Source organism: Pseudomonas sp. SW-3 (assembly GCF_016615645.1).
Taxonomy (GTDB): Bacteria; Pseudomonadota; Gammaproteobacteria; order Pseudomonadales; family Pseudomonadaceae; genus Aquipseudomonas; species Aquipseudomonas mandelii.
This window is the reverse complement of the sequence record NZ_CP067098.1, coordinates 971016-989116: the sequence shown is the minus strand read 5'-3', so window position 1 is coordinate 989116 and position 18101 is coordinate 971016. Positions and strand designations below refer to the sequence as shown.

The window sequence follows — 18101 nt, the reverse complement described above, 5'->3', positions numbered from 1 at the left end:
GCGGCAAGCTCCAAGTTTCAAGCAGTTTTGCTTTTACTTGCAGCTTACCGCTTGAAGCCTGAAGCCTGAAGCTGCTCTCAAACCACCAGATTGTTCATCTCGCAGTACTCTTCCCACTCGACGCCCAACACCTCGGCCGCCTCCTTGTGCAGCACCAGGCGCGCAGCCTCGAACTCTTCAGGGGTCGAGGTGTACTTGAGCGTCAGTTCCCATGGCTGCAAGCCCTGGGACTCCGCCTCATCCTCGAACGCCCACTGGATCTGGTCTTTCTGATCGTCGGCGGGCAGGTCCTTGATCTCTTCCGCTAGCTGGGGTGATTCAAGCAGGTACTTTTTAAGCGCTTCTTCGTGTCTGGCTTCTTGGGTCAATTCTTTAACGGTCATGGCGTTCTCGCTGATCTGGGGAATGGAAGATGGATCTGGATCATCAAGGATCTCTCTGACGCAAAAAACCGTGTGAAGCCCGGTTTGTCTGGCCTTCAGAACCATTCGGGGATCATCTGAAAACTGCAGAAGTGGTACGTGTGCAACGTCCGAATATAGGACGTTTGGTCGACGATTTATATGGACTTTTACATCAAATCTACAAAAAAACCGTTGATCGGCCTTTCTGAAAATTTTCCTTCGCTACCCAGGAACAACGTTCAAAAGGTAAAGTCATAGCGATGTGCCAGCTAGGCACTTCACAAGGAACCGGTGATGCGCAATTTTCCCAAGCTTCCATCTACCCTGTTTGCAACCGGCATGGCTGCCCTTCTTCTCGGCAGCCTGGCAATGCCCGATTCGGCTCAAGCCGGTCTGGAGTACAAATTCGACAGCGCAAACTCTTCCGATAAATTTTTGGTTTTCCACAACTATTACGGCACAGACGTGATGGTCAAATCAGGCCTCAGTATCGAAGACGTGGAAAAATTACAAAGAATGGTTAAAACCGATACGGCAGATCTTGAAGAGCTGAAGAAAACCGTCAGTACACAGGCGCGGCTCATCGAAGAGTTGAAAAAGAACACGGTGTCCGGTTCGAATTCGACTGCCAGCGAAGTGGATAAACTCAAGCGCACCGTCAGTGATCAGGACACGGCGCTGAAAAACCTCGCCAAGGCCATGGACGAGTTCAAACGCAACAGTGGTTCGAGCTCCAGTTCCAGCGCCAGCGCCAGCGAAGTGAACGACCTGAAACGCACGGTCAGCGAACAGAACACCGGTTTGGTAAACCTTGCCAAGGCTGTGGACGAACTCAAACGCAATAGCAGCTCGAATTCCAGCTCCAGTTCCAGCGAAGTCAGCGACCTCAAGCGTACGGTCAGCGAACAGGACAACGGACTTAAAAAGCTCGCCAGCCAGATAGACGACCTCAAGCGCAGCAGCAGCTCGAATTCCAGCTCAAGCGCAAGCTCTAGCTCAAGCGAAGTGAGTGATCTGAAACGCGCGGTGAGCGAACAGGAAAACGGTCTGAAAAAGCTCGCCAGTCAGATGGACGATCTGAAGCGCAGCAGCGGCGGCTCGAACTCCAGTTCAAGCTCCAGCGAAGTGAACGACCTCAAGCGTACCGTCAACGAACAGGAAAACGACCTGAAACGGCTTGCCAGCCAGGTGGAAGAACTCAAGCGCAGCGCCGGATCGAGTTCCAGCTCAAGCTCCAGCGACCTGTCCAGCCTTAAGCGGGAAGTCAGCGATCAGGACAACCAACTGGATCAGCTGAAACGCACCGTGGAAGATTTGAGCAGAAAGGTGAAATAACAGGGGGGAATGGTGCCCGAGACAGGAATCGAACCTGCGACCTTCGCGTTACGAGTGCGCTGCTCTACCGGCTGAGCTACACGGGCGGTGGGCTAAACCTAGCACCGGGTTCGATAGCCAGCAACTTCACACCCTGTTTCACAGACAAAAAAATGCCCCGCAGCTTTCACTGCGGGGCATTTTTTATAACGTTGAAGCAATCAAGCGGGGGGTGATTAAACGCCCGAAGCCTTGGCCGCTGCTACGTCTTTGATGGACAGTTTGATACGGCCGCGGTTGTCCACGTCCAGTACCAGTACTTCCACTTCCTGGCCTTCTTTCAGGATGTCGGTCACTTTCTCAACGCGAGCATCGCTCAGCATCGAGATGTGTACCAGACCGTCCTTGCCAGGCAGGATGTTTACGAATGCGCCGAAGTCGACGATGCGCTCAACCTTACCAACGTAGATCTTGCCGATTTCAGCTTCTGCGGTGATGCCCAGAACGCGCTGACGTGCTGCTTCAGCCGCTTCCTTGGTTTCGCCGAAGATCTTGATCGAGCCGTCGTCTTCGATGTCGATCGAAGCCTTGGTCTCTTCACAGATCGCACGAATGGTCGCGCCGCCTTTACCGATGACATCACGGATTTTGTCGGTGTCGATTTTCATCGCGATCATGGTCGGAGCATTTTCCGACAGCTCGGTGCGGGACTGACCAATGATCTGGTTCATCTGACCGAGGATGTTCAGGCGCGCTTCCAGGGCTTGGCCCAGAGCGATTTCCATGATTTCTTCGGTGATGCCTTTGATCTTGATGTCCATCTGCAGCGCGGTAACACCTTTGGCGGTACCGGCTACTTTGAAGTCCATGTCGCCGAGGTGGTCTTCGTCACCCAGGATGTCGGTCAGGACGGCGAACTTCTCGCCTTCTTTAACCAGACCCATGGCGATACCGGCAACCGGTGCCTTCATCGGAACGCCGGCGTCCATCAGAGCCAGGGAAGCGCCGCAAACGGAAGCCATCGAGCTCGAACCGTTGGATTCGGTGATTTCCGACACAACACGAATGGTGTACGGGAACACGTCGGCAGCAGGCAGCATGGCTGCAATCGAACGACGGGCCAGACGGCCGTGACCGATTTCGCGACGACCAGCGCCACCCATGCGACCACACTCACCTACCGAGAACGGAGGGAAGTTGTAGTGCAGCATGAACGGGTCTTTTTTCTCGCCTTCCAGGGTGTCCAGCAGCTGTGCGTCACGGGCGGTGCCCAGTGTTGCAACAACCAGCGCCTGGGTTTCGCCACGGGTGAACAGCGCCGAACCGTGAGTCTTTGGCAGAACACCGACTTCGATGTTCAAAGGACGTACGGTCTTGGTGTCGCGACCGTCGATACGTGGCTTGCCGTTTACGATGTTTTCGCGAACGGTGCGGTATTCGATTTCGCCGAAAGCGGCTTTGACTTCGCTGGACGAAGGCTGGCCTTCTTCACCGGACAGCTTGGCAACCACCTGGTCTTTCAGCTCACCCAGGCGAGCGTAACGGTCGGCCTTGATGGTGATGGTGTAAGCCTGGGAGATCGCGTCGCCGAACTCGGCACGGATAGCGCCCAGCAGAGCAGTGGCTTCTGGCTGTGGAGCCCAGGTCCAGGTCGGCTTGGCAGCTTCGGCGGCCAGTTCCTTGACGGCGTTGATCACCACCTGGAACTCGTCGTGAGCAAACAGTACCGCGCCCAGCATCTGGTCTTCGGTCAGCTCTTTGGCTTCCGATTCAACCATCAACACGGCTTCCGAAGTACCGGCAACGACCATGTCCAGGCTCGAAGCTTTCTGTTGTTCGTAAGTCGGGTTCAGCAGGTAGCCAGTGCTTTCGTGGAACGCAACGCGGGCAGCGCCGATCGGGCCATCGAAAGGAATACCGGAGATAGCCAACGCAGCCGAGGTACCGATCATCGCAGCGATGTCCGGATCGGTTTTCTTGCTGGTGGAAACGACGGTGCAGACAACCTGCACTTCGTTCATGAAGCCTTCTGGGAACAGCGGACGGATCGGACGGTCGATCAGTCGGGAAGTCAGGGTTTCTTTCTCGGAAGGACGGCCTTCACGCTTGAAGAAACCGCCAGGGATCTTACCGGCAGCGTAAGTCTTTTCCTGGTAGTGAACAGACAGAGGGAAGAAGCCCTTGCCTGGATCGGCTTGCTTGGCGCCGACCACAGTCACCAACACGCTGACGTCGTCGTCAACGGTGACCAATACTGCGCCGGAGGCCTGACGGGCGATACGGCCAGTCTCGAGGGTAACGGTCGACTGACCGAACTGGAATTTTTTGATTACCGGGTTCACGGTGTCCTACCTTCTTTTGTGGCTCTTGGGGAACTTGTCTTCTTGCGAAATTCTTGGGCAATGTCGGGAATCGGCCCAACGCCTGTCCAGGGTAAAACGACTATCCAGATAAAACTTGAGGCTGGGAGCCTGCCATGTGCCAGCGGGAAACCCACTGGCGCACGACAGACAACCAACCTCTAGCGCAATCGCTTATTAGCGACGCAGACCCAGGCGACCGATCAGAGCCTGATAACGACCCAGATCCTTGCCTTTCAGGTAGTCCAGCAGCTTACGACGCTGGTTAACCATGCGGATCAGACCACGACGGGAGTGGTGATCTTTACCGTTGGCCTTGAAGTGACCTTGCAGCTTGTTGATGTTGTGGGTCAGCAGTGCAACTTGCACTTCTGGCGAACCAGTGTCACCAACAGCTTGCTGGTAGTCAGCTACGATTTGAGCTTTTTCTTGAACGTCGAGAGCCATGAGGCAATCCTTTTATCAGGAAACTGTTTCAAAGAAACAGCTTCAACAGGCCAGGGACAAATCCCTGTATCTAAAAATGAGTAGTGACCGTGCCTGTTAACAGCCACCCTCGTCCGGTCATTCTGACCGAATCAGTCGACGTGGCGCGATGCGCCCGTCTTCGCTCACTTCACCGATACCGATGAAGCGACCGTTGTGATCCTGTACCCGTACCATGCCGAACTTCGGTGCATCCGGGGCTCGTACCGGTTGGCCGTTAAGCCAGTAGAACGAACTGTGCTCCGAGAACTGCAACAGTGGCCAATCCAGAAGGCCGCTGTCCGATGGCATCAGGAAGCGGTCGACCGCTTCGTTGCCGCCTTCGGCATGTACCGCTTCCAACTCTTCAAGCGTGACCGTCTGCGCCAGCGTGAAAGGCCCGGCCTGGGTACGTCGCAATTCAGCCACGTAAGCGCCACAACCGAGTTGCTCACCGATATCCTCCACCAGGGTGCGAATATAGGTGCCTTTGCTGCAATCCACCGCAAGCCGCGCAGTATCACCTTCAAAGGCCAGCAATTCCAAGCGCGCAATAGTAACAGAACGCGGTTCACGCTCCACTACTTCGCCTGCACGGGCCAGCTTGTACAGCGGCTGACCATCACGCTTGAGCGCCGAGTACATCGGCGGTATCTGACTGATTTGCCCGCGAAATTTCGGCAGAACAGCTTCGACATCTGCGCGACCAACGGTCACCGGACGCTCCTGCAAAACTTCACCCTCGGCATCGGCCGTGGTGGTGGTCTTGCCCAGTTGCGCCAGGGTTTCGTAACCCTTGTCGGAATCGAGCAGGTATTGCGAGAACTTGGTGGCCTCACCGAAGCACAACGGCAACACGCCGGTGGCCAGCGGATCGAGACTGCCGGTGTGACCGGCTTTCTCGGCGTTCAGCAGCCAGCGAACCTTCTGCAACGCGGCGTTGGAGGTGAACCCCAATGGCTTGTCGAGCAGAATGATACCGCTGACGTTACGACGGATACGTTTGACCTGAGCCACCGATTACTCCTTGGCGTCTTCGGGTTCAGCCGCTACCGGGTGCTGATTGTCTTCAGCCACCGCACGCTCGATCAGGGCCGACAGGTGCGCGCCACGCACGACGCTTTCGTCGTAGTGGAAGTGCAACTGCGGAACGCTGCGCAACTTCATTTCACGAGCCAACTGCATGCGCAGGAAACCGGCGGCTGAGTTGAGCACCTTGATGCTTTGCGCGATGTCTTCGGCGTTGTCCTGGCCCATCACGGTGATGAAGATCTTGGCGTGACCGACGTCACGGCTGACTTCAACAGCGGTAATGGTGACCAGACCGACGCGCGGGTCTTTGACTTCACGACGGATCAGCTGTGCCAGCTCACGCTGCATCTGATCGCCGATACGTTGGGTACGGCTGTATTCTTTTGCCATGTCTTGTTACCTGTTACTGCCCCACGGTGAAACCCGAGGGGTCTGAAAGCGGCAAACGCCCGGCCTGACAAAAGCCAGACCGGGCGTTGCGTTTAGAGTCCTGACGCGGTGCCGCGCATTTGCATGCGGCGGCTTGGCGTGGCCCTTGAAGTACGCGAGTTAGAGGCTGCGAGCAACCTGAACCTTCTCGAAGACTTCGATCTTGTCACCGACTTTGACGTCGTTGTAGCTCTTCACGCCGATACCGCATTCCATGCCGGCACGTACTTCGGAAGCGTCATCCTTGAAGCGGCGCAGGGATTCCAGCTCGCCTTCGAAGATAACGATGTCTTCACGCAGTACACGGATTGGACGGTTACGGTGAACAACACCTTCGATAACCATGCAACCGGCGATCGCGCCAAACTTCGGCGAACGGAACACGTCACGCACTTCAGCGGTACCCAGGATGTTCTCGCGAACATCGCTGCCCAGCATACCGGTGAGGGCTTTCTTGACGTCTTCGATGATGTCGTAGATCACGTTGTAGTAACGCATATCCAGACCTTCCTGCTCGACGATCTTGCGAGCGCCAGCATCGGCACGCACGTTGAAGCCAAACAGTACAGCGTTGGAGGCCAGTGCCAGGTTAGCGTCGGACTCGGTGATACCACCGACGCCGCCACCGACAACACGCACTTGCACTTCGTCGTTACCCAGGCCGTTCAAGGCACCGTTCAACGCTTCCAGCGAACCACGGACGTCGGATTTGAGGACGATGTTGAGCGTCTTCTTCTCTGCCTGACCCATGTTTTCGAAGATGTTTTCCAGCTTGCCGGCGTGAGCGCGAGCCAGTTTGACTTCGCGGAACTTGCCTTGACGGAACAGAGCCACTTCACGGGCTTTCTTCTCGTCCGACAGCACGCTCATCTCATCGCCAGCGTCCGGGGTACCGTCCAGGCCGAGGATCTCGACAGGGATGGAAGGACCGGCTTCTTTGATCGGCTTGCCGTTCTCGTCGAGCATGGCGCGTACACGGCCATAGTTCGAACCGACCAGGACCATGTCGCCTTGGCGCAGGGTACCGTCTTGAACCAGAACGGTTGCAACCGGGCCACGACCTTTGTCGAGACGCGATTCAACCACCACACCACGGCCAGGAGCCGAAGGCGTCGCTTTCAGTTCCAGAACTTCGGCTTGCAGCAGAACAGCTTCGAGCAACTCGTCCACGCCAGTACCGACTTTCGCCGAAACCGATACGAACGGGGTGTCGCCGCCCCACTCTTCCGAAGTCACGCCGTGAACCGACAGCTCGCTACGGATGCGATCGAGATCAGCGCCCGGCTTGTCGATTTTGTTCACTGCAACAACCAGTGGAACACCGGCAGCCTTGGCGTGCTGGACCGCTTCAATGGTCTGCGGCATTACGCCGTCGTCCGCTGCAACCACCAGGATCACGATGTCAGTCGCCTTGGCACCACGGGCACGCATTGCGGTAAACGCGGCGTGACCCGGGGTATCGAGGAAAGTGACCATGCCGCGATCAGTTTCAACGTGGTACGCACCGATGTGCTGGGTGATACCGCCGGCTTCGCCTGCAGCTACCTTGGCACGACGGATATAGTCGAGCAGCGACGTCTTACCGTGGTCAACGTGGCCCATTACGGTCACGACTGGCGCACGGGAGAACGTCTCACCTTCAAACTTCAGGGACTCGGCCAGGGAATCTTCCAGGGCGGTGTCGCTGACCAGGGTCACTTTGTGGCCCAGTTCTTCGGCTACCAGTTGAGCAGTTTCCTGATCAAGCACCTGGTTGATGGTCGCTGGCGTACCCAGTTTGAACATGAACTTGATGATTTCAGCAGCCTTGACCGACATCTGATTGGCGAGATCGCCAACAGTGATGGTCTCGCCGATCTGCACATCACGCACGACAGGGCCGGTTGGGCTCTGGAAACCGTGGGCGTTGCGTTTCTTCAGCTTGGCCTTGCCGCGACCACCACGACGGAAGCCATCGCTTTCTTCGTCGGTAGTACGTGGGGCAACGCGTGGAGCAGGCGCTTTCTCTTTAACCGAAGCACGATGCGGAGCGTTTTTGCGCTCACCATCGCCACTGCCACGACGATTGTTATCGTCGGCGCGTGGTTTGTCCGGACGGCGCTGTTCGTTCTGCTTGTTGCGAACGTCAGCAGACGGTGCTGGAGCAGCGGCTACAACCGGCGCGCTTTCGCGTACTGGCTCGGCAACTGCAGCAGGGGCTGCAACGGCGTCGTTAGTAGCGGATTGCGCAGCAGCAGGCTGGCGACGCGCTTCTTCTTCGGCGCGACGCTTGGCTTCTTCTTCAGCCTTCTGACGAGCAGCATTTTCTACTGCGCGACGTTCTTCCAGTTCGCGTTTGCGCTCGGCTTCAATTTCTTCCGGGCTGCGCTGTACGAAGACTTTCTTCTTGCGTACTTCAACGCTGATGCTTTTGCTGCCAGCAACACGCAGGGTGCTGGTGGTTTTGCGCTGCAGTGTGATCTTGCGCGGTTCTTCCACTTTCGCCTTGTGGCTGCTCTTCAAGTGAGTCAGCAAAGACTGCTTCTCACTATCGCTCACACCTTCATCGGCGGCGGTGTGCGGCAGACCTGCCTCACGCATCTGCTGCAACAGGCGCTCTACCGGTGTTTTGACCTCATCGGCCAGTTGTTTCACCGTGACTTGCGTCATGCACTTCTCTCCTCAGGCCGCGCCTAATTACTCGAACCAGTGGGCTCGGGCGGCCATGATCAACTTGCCGGCACGATCATCGTCAATGCCGTCGATGTCGAGCAGGTCGTCAATAGACTGCTCGGCCAGGTCTTCGCGGGTAATTACGCCGCGCACCGCCAGTTCCATCGCCAGATCCTTGTCCATACCCTCAAGCGAGAGCAGGTCTTCGGCCGGATGGGCGTCTGCCAGCTTTTCCTCAGTAGCGATGGCTTTGGTCAACAAACGATCCTTGGCGCGAGCGCGAAGCTCGTTGACGGTTTCTTCGTCAAAGCCTTCGATGTTGAGCATTTCTTCCAACGGTACGTAGGCAATCTCTTCCAGGCTGGTGAAGCCTTCATCTACCAGCACCTGTGCAAGGTCTTCGTCGACTTCCAGCTCGTCGATGAAGTTGCGCAGGATGTCGCCGGTTTCTGCTTGCTGCTTAGCCTGGATGTCCGATTCGGTCATCACGTTCAGGGTCCAGCCAGTCAACTGGCTAGCCAGACGCACGTTCTGACCACCGCGACCGATGGCCTGAGCCAGATTGTCTGCGCCAACGGCGATGTCCATTGCATGGGCATCTTCGTCAACGATAATCGCCGCAACCTCAGCCGGGGACATGGCGTTGATTACGAACTGAGCCGGGTTGTCATCCCACAGGACGATATCCACACGCTCACCGCCCAACTCACCCGACACTGCCTGGACGCGCGAACCGCGCATACCGATGCAAGCGCCTTGCGGGTCGATGCGTTTGTCTTTCGAGCGGACCGCGATCTTGGCACGCGAACCCGGGTCACGGGAGGCTGCCATTACTTCGATCAGGCCTTCAGCGATTTCCGGCACTTCGATGCGGAACAACTCGATCAGCATTTCCGGCGCGGTACGCGACAGGATCAGCTGCGGGCCGCGGTTCTCGGTGCGGATTTCCTTGAGCAACGCACGCAAGCGCACGCCAACCCGGAAGGTTTCGCGAGAGATGATGTCTTCACGAGCCAGCAACGCTTCAGCGTTGTTGCCCAAGTCAACGATCACGTTGTCGCGGGTCACTTTCTTCACGGTGCCGGAGATGATTTCCCCCAGGCGCTCGCGATAAGCGTCAACGACTTGAGCGCGCTCGGCTTCGCGAACTTTCTGCACGATGACTTGCTTGGCAGTCTGTGCAGCAATGCGGCCGAACTCGATGGATTCGATTTTCTCTTCGACTACATCACCCACCTGCGCGCCCGGGTGCGTTTCGGCAACCTTGCTCGGCCAGGTTTCGATGGCCGGATCATCCAGGTCTGCTTCTTCGACGACCGTCCAGCGACGGAATGTCTCGTAAGCACCGGTGTGGCGATTGATTTCCACACGCAGATCGACTTCGTCCTCGAAACGCTTTTTGGTAGCAGTGGCCAGGGCCAGCTCCAGCGCTTCAAAAATTACGTTTGCCGGTACGCCCTTTTCATTGGATACCGACTCAACAACCAGCAGTACTTCTTTGCTCATCGTACGCCTCGCCTTTCGCAAGCCATTGGATCCGCGGGATCCGCGTCTCAGTCAAAACTGGGAATAATGTTGGCCTTGTCGATCATATCGATCGGCAACAGGAACTCATGGTCTTCTACCTGCACCACGACGTCCTGCTCTTCTACACCGCGCAGAAGGCCCTGAAAGTTGCGTCGTCCTTCAAAAGGCGAGCGCAGCTTGATCTTCACTTGTTCACCGGCAAATTTTGCAAACTGCTCAATAGTGAACAGTGGGCGTTCCATGCCAGGCGAGGAAACTTCAAGGGTGTATTCAACGGCGATTGGATCTTCAACATCCAGGACACCGCTGATCTGACGGCTGACGATGGCACAATCGTCCACCAGCACACCGCCCTCTTTATCAATATAAACGCGCAACATTGAGTGGCGACCTTGAGCCGAAAACTCAATACCCCAGCATTCATAGCCCAGGGCCACGACCACCGGGGCCAACAAGGCCTGCAACTCTTCTAGCTTGCTCGACACCTGAACCCCCTCGTGCATGTATGTGCATGCTATGCAAAATAAAAAAATGGGCGAAACGCCCATCCTTGAAACGCCGTCGAACAGCGGCGTAGAAAGTGTCCAGCTAACAAAAAGCCCCTTAAAAGGGGCTCCTTAAACTGGTTGCGGGGGCCGGATTTGAACCGACGACCTTCGGGTTATGAGCCCGACGAGCTACCAGACTGCTCCACCCCGCGACAAAGCTGGGGCGGAAGTATACGACCGATCCCTGACAGGGTCAATGTAACCTTCCACCTACAAGAAAGCCCGCAACAGCGGGCTCTCCTGATAATTGGTACCGAGAAGGGGACTCGAACCCCTACACCCTATGGGCACAACCACCTCAAGGTTGCGTGTCTACCAATTCCACCACCTCGGCAATACTACGTTTGAAACCCTTCTTACTTTTGCTCTTGAGCTGGAGGCACGTCAGTCGCTGGAGTAGCCGACTTTTGCTCTTGAAGCACCGGTACATCATCAGAAGCCGGTTGTTGCTTTGGAACTTCCAACACTGCCGGGTTTGGCAAACCTACTTGAGTCAGCTGCTGAGCTTTCTCTTTAGCAAAGTAACCTAACCCTAAGCTGGTTATGAAGAAACCGGCGGCAAGTATAGCAGTAAACTTACTAAGAAAGGTAGAGGAACCTTGGCTTCCGAACACAGTATTTGAAGCACCTGCTCCGAAAGACGCGCCAGCATCCGCACCTTTACCCTGCTGCAGCAATACCAGAGCAACTACGCCCAATGCACCCAGCAGATGAAAAACGACTACGACTGTTTCCAGCATTTTTTCAGTTTCCCGCGGCGCGACAAATCGCACCGAACTCATCTGCATTCAGGGAAGCTCCACCAATGAGCCCCCCATCGATATCCGGCATGCCGAACAGTTCGACCGCATTGGCCGCCTTCACGCTGCCGCCGTATAGAAGCCGCACACCTTGTGCGACCTCAGAATTCTCTGCCGCCAACTGAGCGCGAATGGCTGCATGCACATCCTGCGCTTGTTGCGGCGAAGCAGTCAGCCCAGTGCCAATAGCCCAGACTGGCTCGTAAGCAATTACTGCATTTGCAAAGGCACCTACACCCAGCTCCTCTATGATACTGCCTAGCTGACGCCCGACAACCTCTAGAGTTTTACCGGCTTCGCGCTGCTCAAGGGTTTCCCCTATGCACAACACCGGGATCAAGCCACATGCCTGCGCCGCTGCGAACTTGCGAATCAGCACACCGTCCTGCTCGCCCATAATCTGGCGGCGCTCGGAATGCCCGACAAGAACCAGGGAACAACCTGCATCCACCAATTGACTCGGCGCGATTTCACCGGTCAGTGCACCTTGCATGGCTTCCACCGCAGAGTTCTGCGCGCCGACCGAAATCGACTTGCCGTTCAAGCCATCAATCACTTGATTGATATGCAAGCAAGGCGGGAATACCGCTACATCAACACCGCTCGGCAAGGCCAGATGACGAAGGCCATTGATCAGCTCAGCGACGCTGGCGCGGGTACCGTGCATCTTCCAGTTACCAGCTACCATAGGGCGACGCATGCTGTACCTCGTCGGTCAAAGTGGGCGCAGATGTTACCCAACACAATCATGGCTGGCAAGCCGAATTCAGGCAGAAACTTCAGTAACCAGTTTTGCCAGCTCTTCGGCGTAGCCACGGACCTGTGTTTCGTCCTCGCCTTCAACCATCACGCGCACCAACGGCTCCGTCCCGGACTTGCGCAACAACACGCGCCCGCGGCCGGCCATAGCCTGGGTAACACGGTCGCTGGCTTCCTTGACCGCCGGATGGTCGAGCGGACTCGCGCCCCCACCGAACCGGACATTGATCAGCACCTGAGGGCACTTGCGCAGCGCCTGACGGGCCTGAGCAAGTCCTTCCGAGCGCGTTTTCAGCGCCATCAGCACCTGCAACGCCGCGATGATCGCATCACCTGTGGTGGTGTGATTGAAGCAGACGATATGACCCGAGTTCTCACCGCCTACCAACCAGTTACGCTCCAGCAAGTCAGCGATCACATAACGGTCGCCAACGTTGGCACGCACGAAAGGAATCGACAGATCCGCCAGGGCCAATTCGAGCCCAAGGTTACTCATCAATGTACCAACCACGCCGCCTTGCAGCTTGTCGCGCTCATGCAGATCGCGGGCGATGATGTACAGCAACTCGTCACCATCTACGATGGCGCCTGTGTGGTCGACCATCAAGACGCGATCACCGTCACCGTCAAAGGCAATACCCAGATCGGCGTGTTCGGCCAATACCGCAGCCTGCAACTGCCCCATATGGGTCGAACCGCAATTGTCATTGATGTTCAAGCCGTTTGGCTGAGCAGAAAGCACAACGACTTCGGCACCCAACTCGCGGAACACGCTAGGTGCAACCTTGTAGGTCGCGCCGTGAGCGCAGTCGATCACGATTTTCAGGCCGGCGAAGTTGGTACCGGTCGGCACGCTGCTCTTGCAGAATTCGATATAGCGGCCAGAGGCATCGTTGATTCGCGAAACTTTGCCGATCTTGCTCGACTCAACCACGGTCATCGGGGTGTCGAGCAACTCTTCAATCATCAGTTCGACTTCATCCGGCAGCTTGGTGCCCTTTCCGGAGAAGAACTTGATGCCGTTGTCATCATGAGGATTGTGCGAGGCACTGATCACAATACCGGCTTCAGCATGAAAGGTACGCGTCAGGTAAGCGATCGCCGGCGTTGGCATCGGGCCCAACAGCATCACGTCAGCACCTGCCGACGTCAGACCAGCCTCGAGCGCGGACTCAAACATGTAACCGGAGATCCGGGTGTCCTTGCCAACCAGCACCTTGCAGGCGCCCATTTTGCGGAACGCCATGCCTGCAGCCCAACCGAGCTTGAGCATGAAATCAGGAGTTATCGGGTATTCACCGACCCGACCACGGATACCGTCGGTGCCAAAGTATTTTTTGCTCATAAGTGCTCCATCATTCTTATTCGGCTGATTCCACTGCGGCGATCATCCGCACCACGTCCACTGTTTCGGCTACATCATGGACGCGCAATATACGCGCACCCTTGGCCGAAGCCAGCGCCGCGAGCGCCAGACCACCAAACAGGCGTTCTCCAACCGGGCGATTCAAGGCCTGACCTATCATGCTCTTTCGCGAAACCCCAACCAACAAGGGCCGCCCCAAGGCATGCAGGTCTTCCATATGTTTGAACAAGCTTAGATTGTGCTGCAAGGTTTTTGCGAACCCAAACCCCGGATCAAGAATAATCCGCTCAGCAGGGATTCCCACCAACGCACACTGGGCCATACGCTCAGCGAGAAACTCGCAGACCTCTTTAGTCACGTCCTCGTAGTGCGGATTATCCTGCATATCGCCCGGCTCACCGAGCATATGCATCAGACACACCGGCAATCCGGTGGCGGCTGCCGCATCCAGGGCACCGTCTCGGCGCAGCGAGCGCACATCATTGATCAAGCCCGCTCCGAGCCGTGCGGTTTCGCGCATGACCGCCGGAGTGGAGGTATCAACCGAAATAATCACATCCAGTTCGCGATTGATGAGTTCAACGATAGGCGCCACGCGCTCCAGCTCTTCAAGTGGCGAAACCGCCCTTGCACCGGGCCGGGTCGATTCGCCACCGACATCGATCAGCGTGGCGCCCGCCGCTACCATCGCCTCGGCGTGGCGCAGGGCCGCGTCGAGCTGGCTGTATCGGCCGCCATCAGAAAAGGAATCGGGAGTGACATTGAGAATACCCATGACATGCGTCTGGGCCAAATCAAGAACCCGGTTGCCGCAAGGCAACCGGGTCGAGGACTGAACAGAAGTCATTTCAAACCTTAGACGTCAGCAGCCGGACCGCCGATCGGTGTTTGCGGACGCTCATCCTGGACCACCGGAGGTGTCCCGGAAGTACCGGTGCCGCCACCCGACCAGTCGCGTGGTTCGCGAGGGGTACGTCCGGCCATGATGTCATCGATCTGATCGGCATCGATCGTCTCGTACTTCATCAAGGCATCCGCCATGGCGTCGAGCTTGTCACGGTTATCCGTGAGGATCTGCTTGGCCGTGCCGTAGCACTGGTCAATGATGCTGCGCACTTCGGAGTCAATCAGCTTGGCTGTCTCACCAGAGAAGCTCGCACCCTGACCACCGCCGCCGCGACCAAGGAATACTTCGCCCTCTTCCTCGGCATACATCAACGGACCGAGTTTTTCCGAAAGGCCCCACTTGGTCACCATGTTCCGCGCAATCTGGCTGGCACGCATGATGTCGTTGGACGCGCCGGTGGTAACACCGTCAAAGCCCAGGGTCATTTCTTCAGCGATACGGCCACCGTACAGCGAGCAGATCTGGCTGATCAGCGCACGCTTGGACAGGCTATAGCGATCTTCTTCCGGCAGGAACATCGTCACACCCAGCGCACGACCGCGCGGGATGATCGACACCTTGTAGACCGGATCGTGCTCTGGCACGACACGACCGACGATGGCGTGACCCGCTTCGTGATAAGCGGTGTTCTGCTTCTCTTTTTCCGACATGACCATGGATTTGCGCTCGGCGCCCATCATGATCTTGTCTTTCGCCAGTTCAAACTCTTTCATTTCGACGATGCGCTTGCCGGTACGGGCAGCGAACAACGAGGCCTCGTTCACCAGGTTAGCCAGGTCGGCACCAGAGAAACCAGGCGTACCACGTGCAATCACCGCAGGAGCGACGTCGTCACCCATTGGCACTTTGCGCATGTGAACCTTGAGAATCTGCTCACGACCACGAATATCCGGCAGACCGACCACAACCTGACGGTCGAAACGGCCCGGACGCAGCAACGCAGGGTCCAGTACATCGGGACGGTTGGTTGCTGCAATGACGATGATGCCGTCATTCATTTCAAAGCCATCCATCTCAACCAGCAATTGGTTGAGTGTCTGCTCGCGTTCGTCATGACCGCCACCCATACCGGCGCCACGGTGACGACCGACAGCATCGATTTCATCGATAAAGATGATGCAGGGTGCGTGTTTCTTGGCCTGCTCGAACATATCGCGAACACGGCTGGCACCGACACCGACGAACATCTCGACGAAATCGGAACCGGAAATGGTGAAGAACGGCACTTTGGCTTCGCCGGCAATCGCCTTGGCCAGCAAGGTTTTACCGGTACCCGGAGGACCCACCATCAGCACGCCGCGTGGAATGCGGCCGCCCAGTCGCTGGAACTTGCCCGGATCACGCAGGAACTCGACCAGTTCACCGACCTCTTCCTTGGCTTCGTCGCAACCGGCAACGTCACCCAAGGTGGTTTTCACCTGATCTTCGGAGAGCAGGCGTGCCTTGCTCTTGCCGAAGCTCATCGGCCCGCCCTTGCCGCCCGCACCGCCCTGCATCTGCCGCATGAAAAACATGAACACGGCGATGATCACCAGGATCGGGAAGCTGGCGACCAGGAGTTGAGTCCAGATGCTTTGCTGCTCAGGCTGCTTGCCTTCGACCACGACGTGGTTATCCACGAGATCGCCGATCAGACCGTTGTCCTGAATGGCAGGACGAATGGTCTTGAAGCTATCGCCATCGGTGCGCTTACCGGTAATCACATAGCCGTCAACTGCTACGCGTTCGACCTTGCCATCCTTGACCTGCTGGATGAAGTCGGAATAGTTGAGGGTCTGCGGCTCGTTAGGGCTGGAGAAGTTGTTCATCACCGTCACCAGGACAGCCGCGATGATCAACCACAGGATCAGATTCTTTGCCATATCGTTCAATTAACTACCCTCTGAAGCAAGCTCCGCTAATGGCGCGCGCTTCGCATGATATTCACCGGCCTAACTTACTACATTACCTACGACTCTGGCAGGCGCCGTCTGTAACCCTTTGTGAAACACTTTCTACACAATATTCGCTAATGCTCACGGGGCGAAATACGAAAATCCTATCGACCCGCAAAAAAACCTCGATTTACTCGCTACGGCCACGGTAGCCCCAAGCCAGCATGTATTGCTCGCGGGAACTGCCACGGGAAGAATCTGGCTTGATCATCTGGACCTTGTCGAATTTCTGACGAGCGTCCTTCACGTAAGCATCAAACCCTTCGCCCTGAAACACCTTGATCACGAAATTACCACCCGGCTTGAGTATCCGAGCCGCCAGATCAAGAGCCAGCTCACATAGAAACATGGCTTTGGGCATATCCACCTCAGGCGTACCACTCATATTGGGGGCCATATCGGAAATCACAAGGTCCACCTGCGAATTACCCACGGCTTCGAGGATCTGAGCGAGCACTTCGTCCTGGGTGAAGTCACCCTGGATGAAAGTCACGTCCGGAATGCTGTCCATTTCCAGGATGTCCGAGGCGATCAGTCGCCCCTGACCACCGATCAGCCGACTGGTGACCTGCGACCAGCCGCCGGGCGCCGCTCCCAGGTCGACAACGCTCATACCCGGACGGATCAGTTTGTATTTCTCCTGGACCTCCAGAAGCTTGTAACTCGCACGCGAGCGATAACCATCCTTCTGCGCCTGCTTCACATAGGGATCATTGACATGTCTTTGCAGCCATTTAAGGCTTGTCTTGGAACGGGCCACGGGCCACCTCGAAAATAAAACGGGTCGTGATTAACTGGGCGGTCCCGGACTCGCTCGGGTAAACTGGCCGCCGCTTTTTACAAGATCAGACGCAGGGGTCAGATTATGCCGCTCACTCAAGAGCAGAAGAAACAGTACAAATCCATTGGCCATCATCTGAAACCAGTTTTGATTGTGGCTGACAACGGTTTGACTGAAGGTGTGTTAGCCGAACTTGAACGCGCTTTGGCGGATCACGAGTTGATTAAAATCAAGCTCAACATCCTCGATCGCGAGTCGCGCCTGGCGAACATTGCAGAACTGTGCAAGGTCGGCAAAGCGGACTTGGTTCAGGTCATCGGCAAGATGGCACTGATTTACCGCAAGAACTTCAGCGTCAACAAGCAGCTGTCGAACGTTCATCGCTTCAAGTGATGGCAAGGGTCAAGGGTGTGCTTCGCGCACCCTGCCACTCCATCCTGGCACCGGCTGCAACACCAGCACCACCCCGGAAAAGCCCAGAACAAGGTAACTGAACACCTGCCAGCGCACGGCATCCGGCCAACCGACGCGCACCGCGAAGAACATCCCGCAGGCATACAGCGCCATCAGCAGCAGTTGCCCACGAATATCGCGCCATAGACTGACAAGGCCCTCGGCCTGAATCAGCACCAAAGCCTGAAAAATCACACACGCTGTGGCGAAACCCACCATCAGCGCATCAAGCATGCCCGCAATTTCGTCAATCAGCAGCGGCGCCAGGCCAATCTGGCCCAGCACCGGCAGCAGACCGATGTGTAACAGCCACAAGCCGCCCACCCACAACATCTGAGTGAGCTGCCAAAGCATGGAGCCCGCACGGAGC

General features: G+C 56.7%; 17 protein-coding genes and 3 tRNA genes. 2 read left to right on the top strand and 18 right to left on the bottom strand.

The window, feature by feature from the left end; translation table 11 throughout:
• Nucleotides 1–77 precede the first annotated feature (77 nt).
• Nucleotides 78–383 (bottom strand): DUF6388 family protein, encoded by a 306-nt coding sequence (locus tag JIO00_RS04310; RefSeq protein WP_077747454.1) that lies wholly within the window; start codon nt 381–383, stop codon nt 78–80.
• A gap of 315 nt (nt 384–698) precedes the next feature.
• Here JIO00_RS04310 and JIO00_RS04305 point away from each other — a divergent pair, with 315 nt between their 5' ends.
• Nucleotides 699–1739, top strand: coding sequence for a hypothetical protein (locus tag JIO00_RS04305; RefSeq protein WP_200667726.1), 1041 nt, complete (start codon nt 699–701; stop codon nt 1737–1739).
• A 10-nt stretch (nt 1740–1749) separates the two neighbouring features.
• On the opposite strand, the gene JIO00_RS04300 is transcribed toward JIO00_RS04305, so the two are convergent.
• From JIO00_RS04300 to rlmE, 16 genes are all read right to left on the bottom strand, one after another.
• Nucleotides 1750–1825, bottom strand: a tRNA-Thr gene (locus tag JIO00_RS04300).
• A gap of 129 nt (nt 1826–1954) precedes the next feature.
• Complete coding sequence (gene pnp / locus JIO00_RS04295) at nt 1955–4060, bottom strand: polyribonucleotide nucleotidyltransferase (RefSeq protein WP_010463478.1); 2106 nt, start codon at nt 4058–4060, stop codon at nt 1955–1957.
• A gap of 195 nt (nt 4061–4255) precedes the next feature.
• The gene (gene rpsO, locus JIO00_RS04290) at nt 4256–4525 is read right to left on the bottom strand and encodes a 30S ribosomal protein S15 (RefSeq protein ID WP_003176135.1); all 270 of its coding nucleotides are present in this window, start codon (nt 4523–4525) and stop codon (nt 4256–4258) included.
• Nucleotides 4526–4642: 117 nt separating this feature from the next.
• Nucleotides 4643–5560, bottom strand: coding sequence for a tRNA pseudouridine(55) synthase TruB (gene truB / locus JIO00_RS04285; protein ID WP_034148331.1), 918 nt, complete (start codon nt 5558–5560; stop codon nt 4643–4645).
• Between the two features lie 3 nt (nt 5561–5563).
• Nucleotides 5564–5965, bottom strand: coding sequence for a 30S ribosome-binding factor RbfA (gene rbfA / locus JIO00_RS04280; protein ID WP_007942872.1), 402 nt, complete (start codon nt 5963–5965; stop codon nt 5564–5566).
• Nucleotides 5966–6124: 159 nt separating this feature from the next.
• Nucleotides 6125–8653 carry a translation initiation factor IF-2 gene (gene infB, locus JIO00_RS04275; protein ID WP_010463483.1) on the bottom strand — a complete coding sequence of 843 codons (2529 nt, stop codon included), beginning with the start codon at nt 8651–8653 and terminating at the stop codon, nt 6125–6127.
• A 27-nt stretch (nt 8654–8680) separates the two neighbouring features.
• On the bottom strand, nt 8681–10162 hold the full coding sequence (gene nusA / locus JIO00_RS04270) for a transcription termination factor NusA (RefSeq protein WP_010463485.1): 1482 nt from the start codon (nt 10160–10162) through the stop codon (nt 8681–8683).
• A gap of 47 nt (nt 10163–10209) precedes the next feature.
• Nucleotides 10210–10668 (bottom strand): ribosome maturation factor RimP, encoded by a 459-nt coding sequence (rimP, locus tag JIO00_RS04265; protein ID WP_010463487.1) that lies wholly within the window; start codon nt 10666–10668, stop codon nt 10210–10212.
• 138 nt (nt 10669–10806) lie between these two features.
• Nucleotides 10807–10883 (bottom strand) — tRNA-Met (locus JIO00_RS04260).
• A 96-nt stretch (nt 10884–10979) separates the two neighbouring features.
• Nucleotides 10980–11065: transfer RNA gene (locus JIO00_RS04255), tRNA-Leu, on the bottom strand.
• Between the two features lie 22 nt (nt 11066–11087).
• Nucleotides 11088–11471, bottom strand: a complete 384-nt coding sequence (gene secG / locus JIO00_RS04250; protein ID WP_010463489.1) for a preprotein translocase subunit SecG — start codon at nt 11469–11471, stop codon at nt 11088–11090.
• A gap of 4 nt (nt 11472–11475) precedes the next feature.
• Nucleotides 11476–12231, bottom strand: coding sequence for a triose-phosphate isomerase (gene tpiA / locus JIO00_RS04245; RefSeq protein ID WP_145309768.1), 756 nt, complete (start codon nt 12229–12231; stop codon nt 11476–11478).
• Between the two features lie 66 nt (nt 12232–12297).
• Nucleotides 12298–13635, bottom strand: a complete 1338-nt coding sequence (gene glmM / locus JIO00_RS04240; RefSeq protein WP_010463493.1) for a phosphoglucosamine mutase — start codon at nt 13633–13635, stop codon at nt 12298–12300.
• 16 nt (nt 13636–13651) lie between these two features.
• Nucleotides 13652–14503, bottom strand: a complete 852-nt coding sequence (gene folP, locus JIO00_RS04235) for a dihydropteroate synthase (protein ID WP_077747388.1) — start codon at nt 14501–14503, stop codon at nt 13652–13654.
• A gap of 8 nt (nt 14504–14511) precedes the next feature.
• Nucleotides 14512–16425: an ATP-dependent zinc metalloprotease FtsH gene (gene ftsH / locus JIO00_RS04230; protein WP_010463496.1), complete on the bottom strand. Its 1914-nt coding sequence runs from the start codon at nt 16423–16425 to the stop codon at nt 14512–14514.
• A 202-nt stretch (nt 16426–16627) separates the two neighbouring features.
• Nucleotides 16628–17257: a 23S rRNA (uridine(2552)-2'-O)-methyltransferase RlmE gene (gene rlmE / locus JIO00_RS04225; RefSeq protein ID WP_008005470.1), complete on the bottom strand. Its 630-nt coding sequence runs from the start codon at nt 17255–17257 to the stop codon at nt 16628–16630.
• A gap of 105 nt (nt 17258–17362) precedes the next feature.
• On the opposite strand from rlmE, the gene JIO00_RS04220 reads away from it, so the two are divergent.
• Nucleotides 17363–17671, top strand: a complete 309-nt coding sequence (locus JIO00_RS04220; protein WP_008057408.1) for a YhbY family RNA-binding protein — start codon at nt 17363–17365, stop codon at nt 17669–17671.
• A gap of 9 nt (nt 17672–17680) precedes the next feature.
• Here JIO00_RS04220 and JIO00_RS04215 read toward each other — a convergent pair whose 3' ends face one another.
• Nucleotides 17681–18085 (bottom strand): hypothetical protein, encoded by a 405-nt coding sequence (locus JIO00_RS04215; protein ID WP_010463505.1) that lies wholly within the window; start codon nt 18083–18085, stop codon nt 17681–17683.
• Nucleotides 18086–18101: the final 16 nt, after the last annotated feature.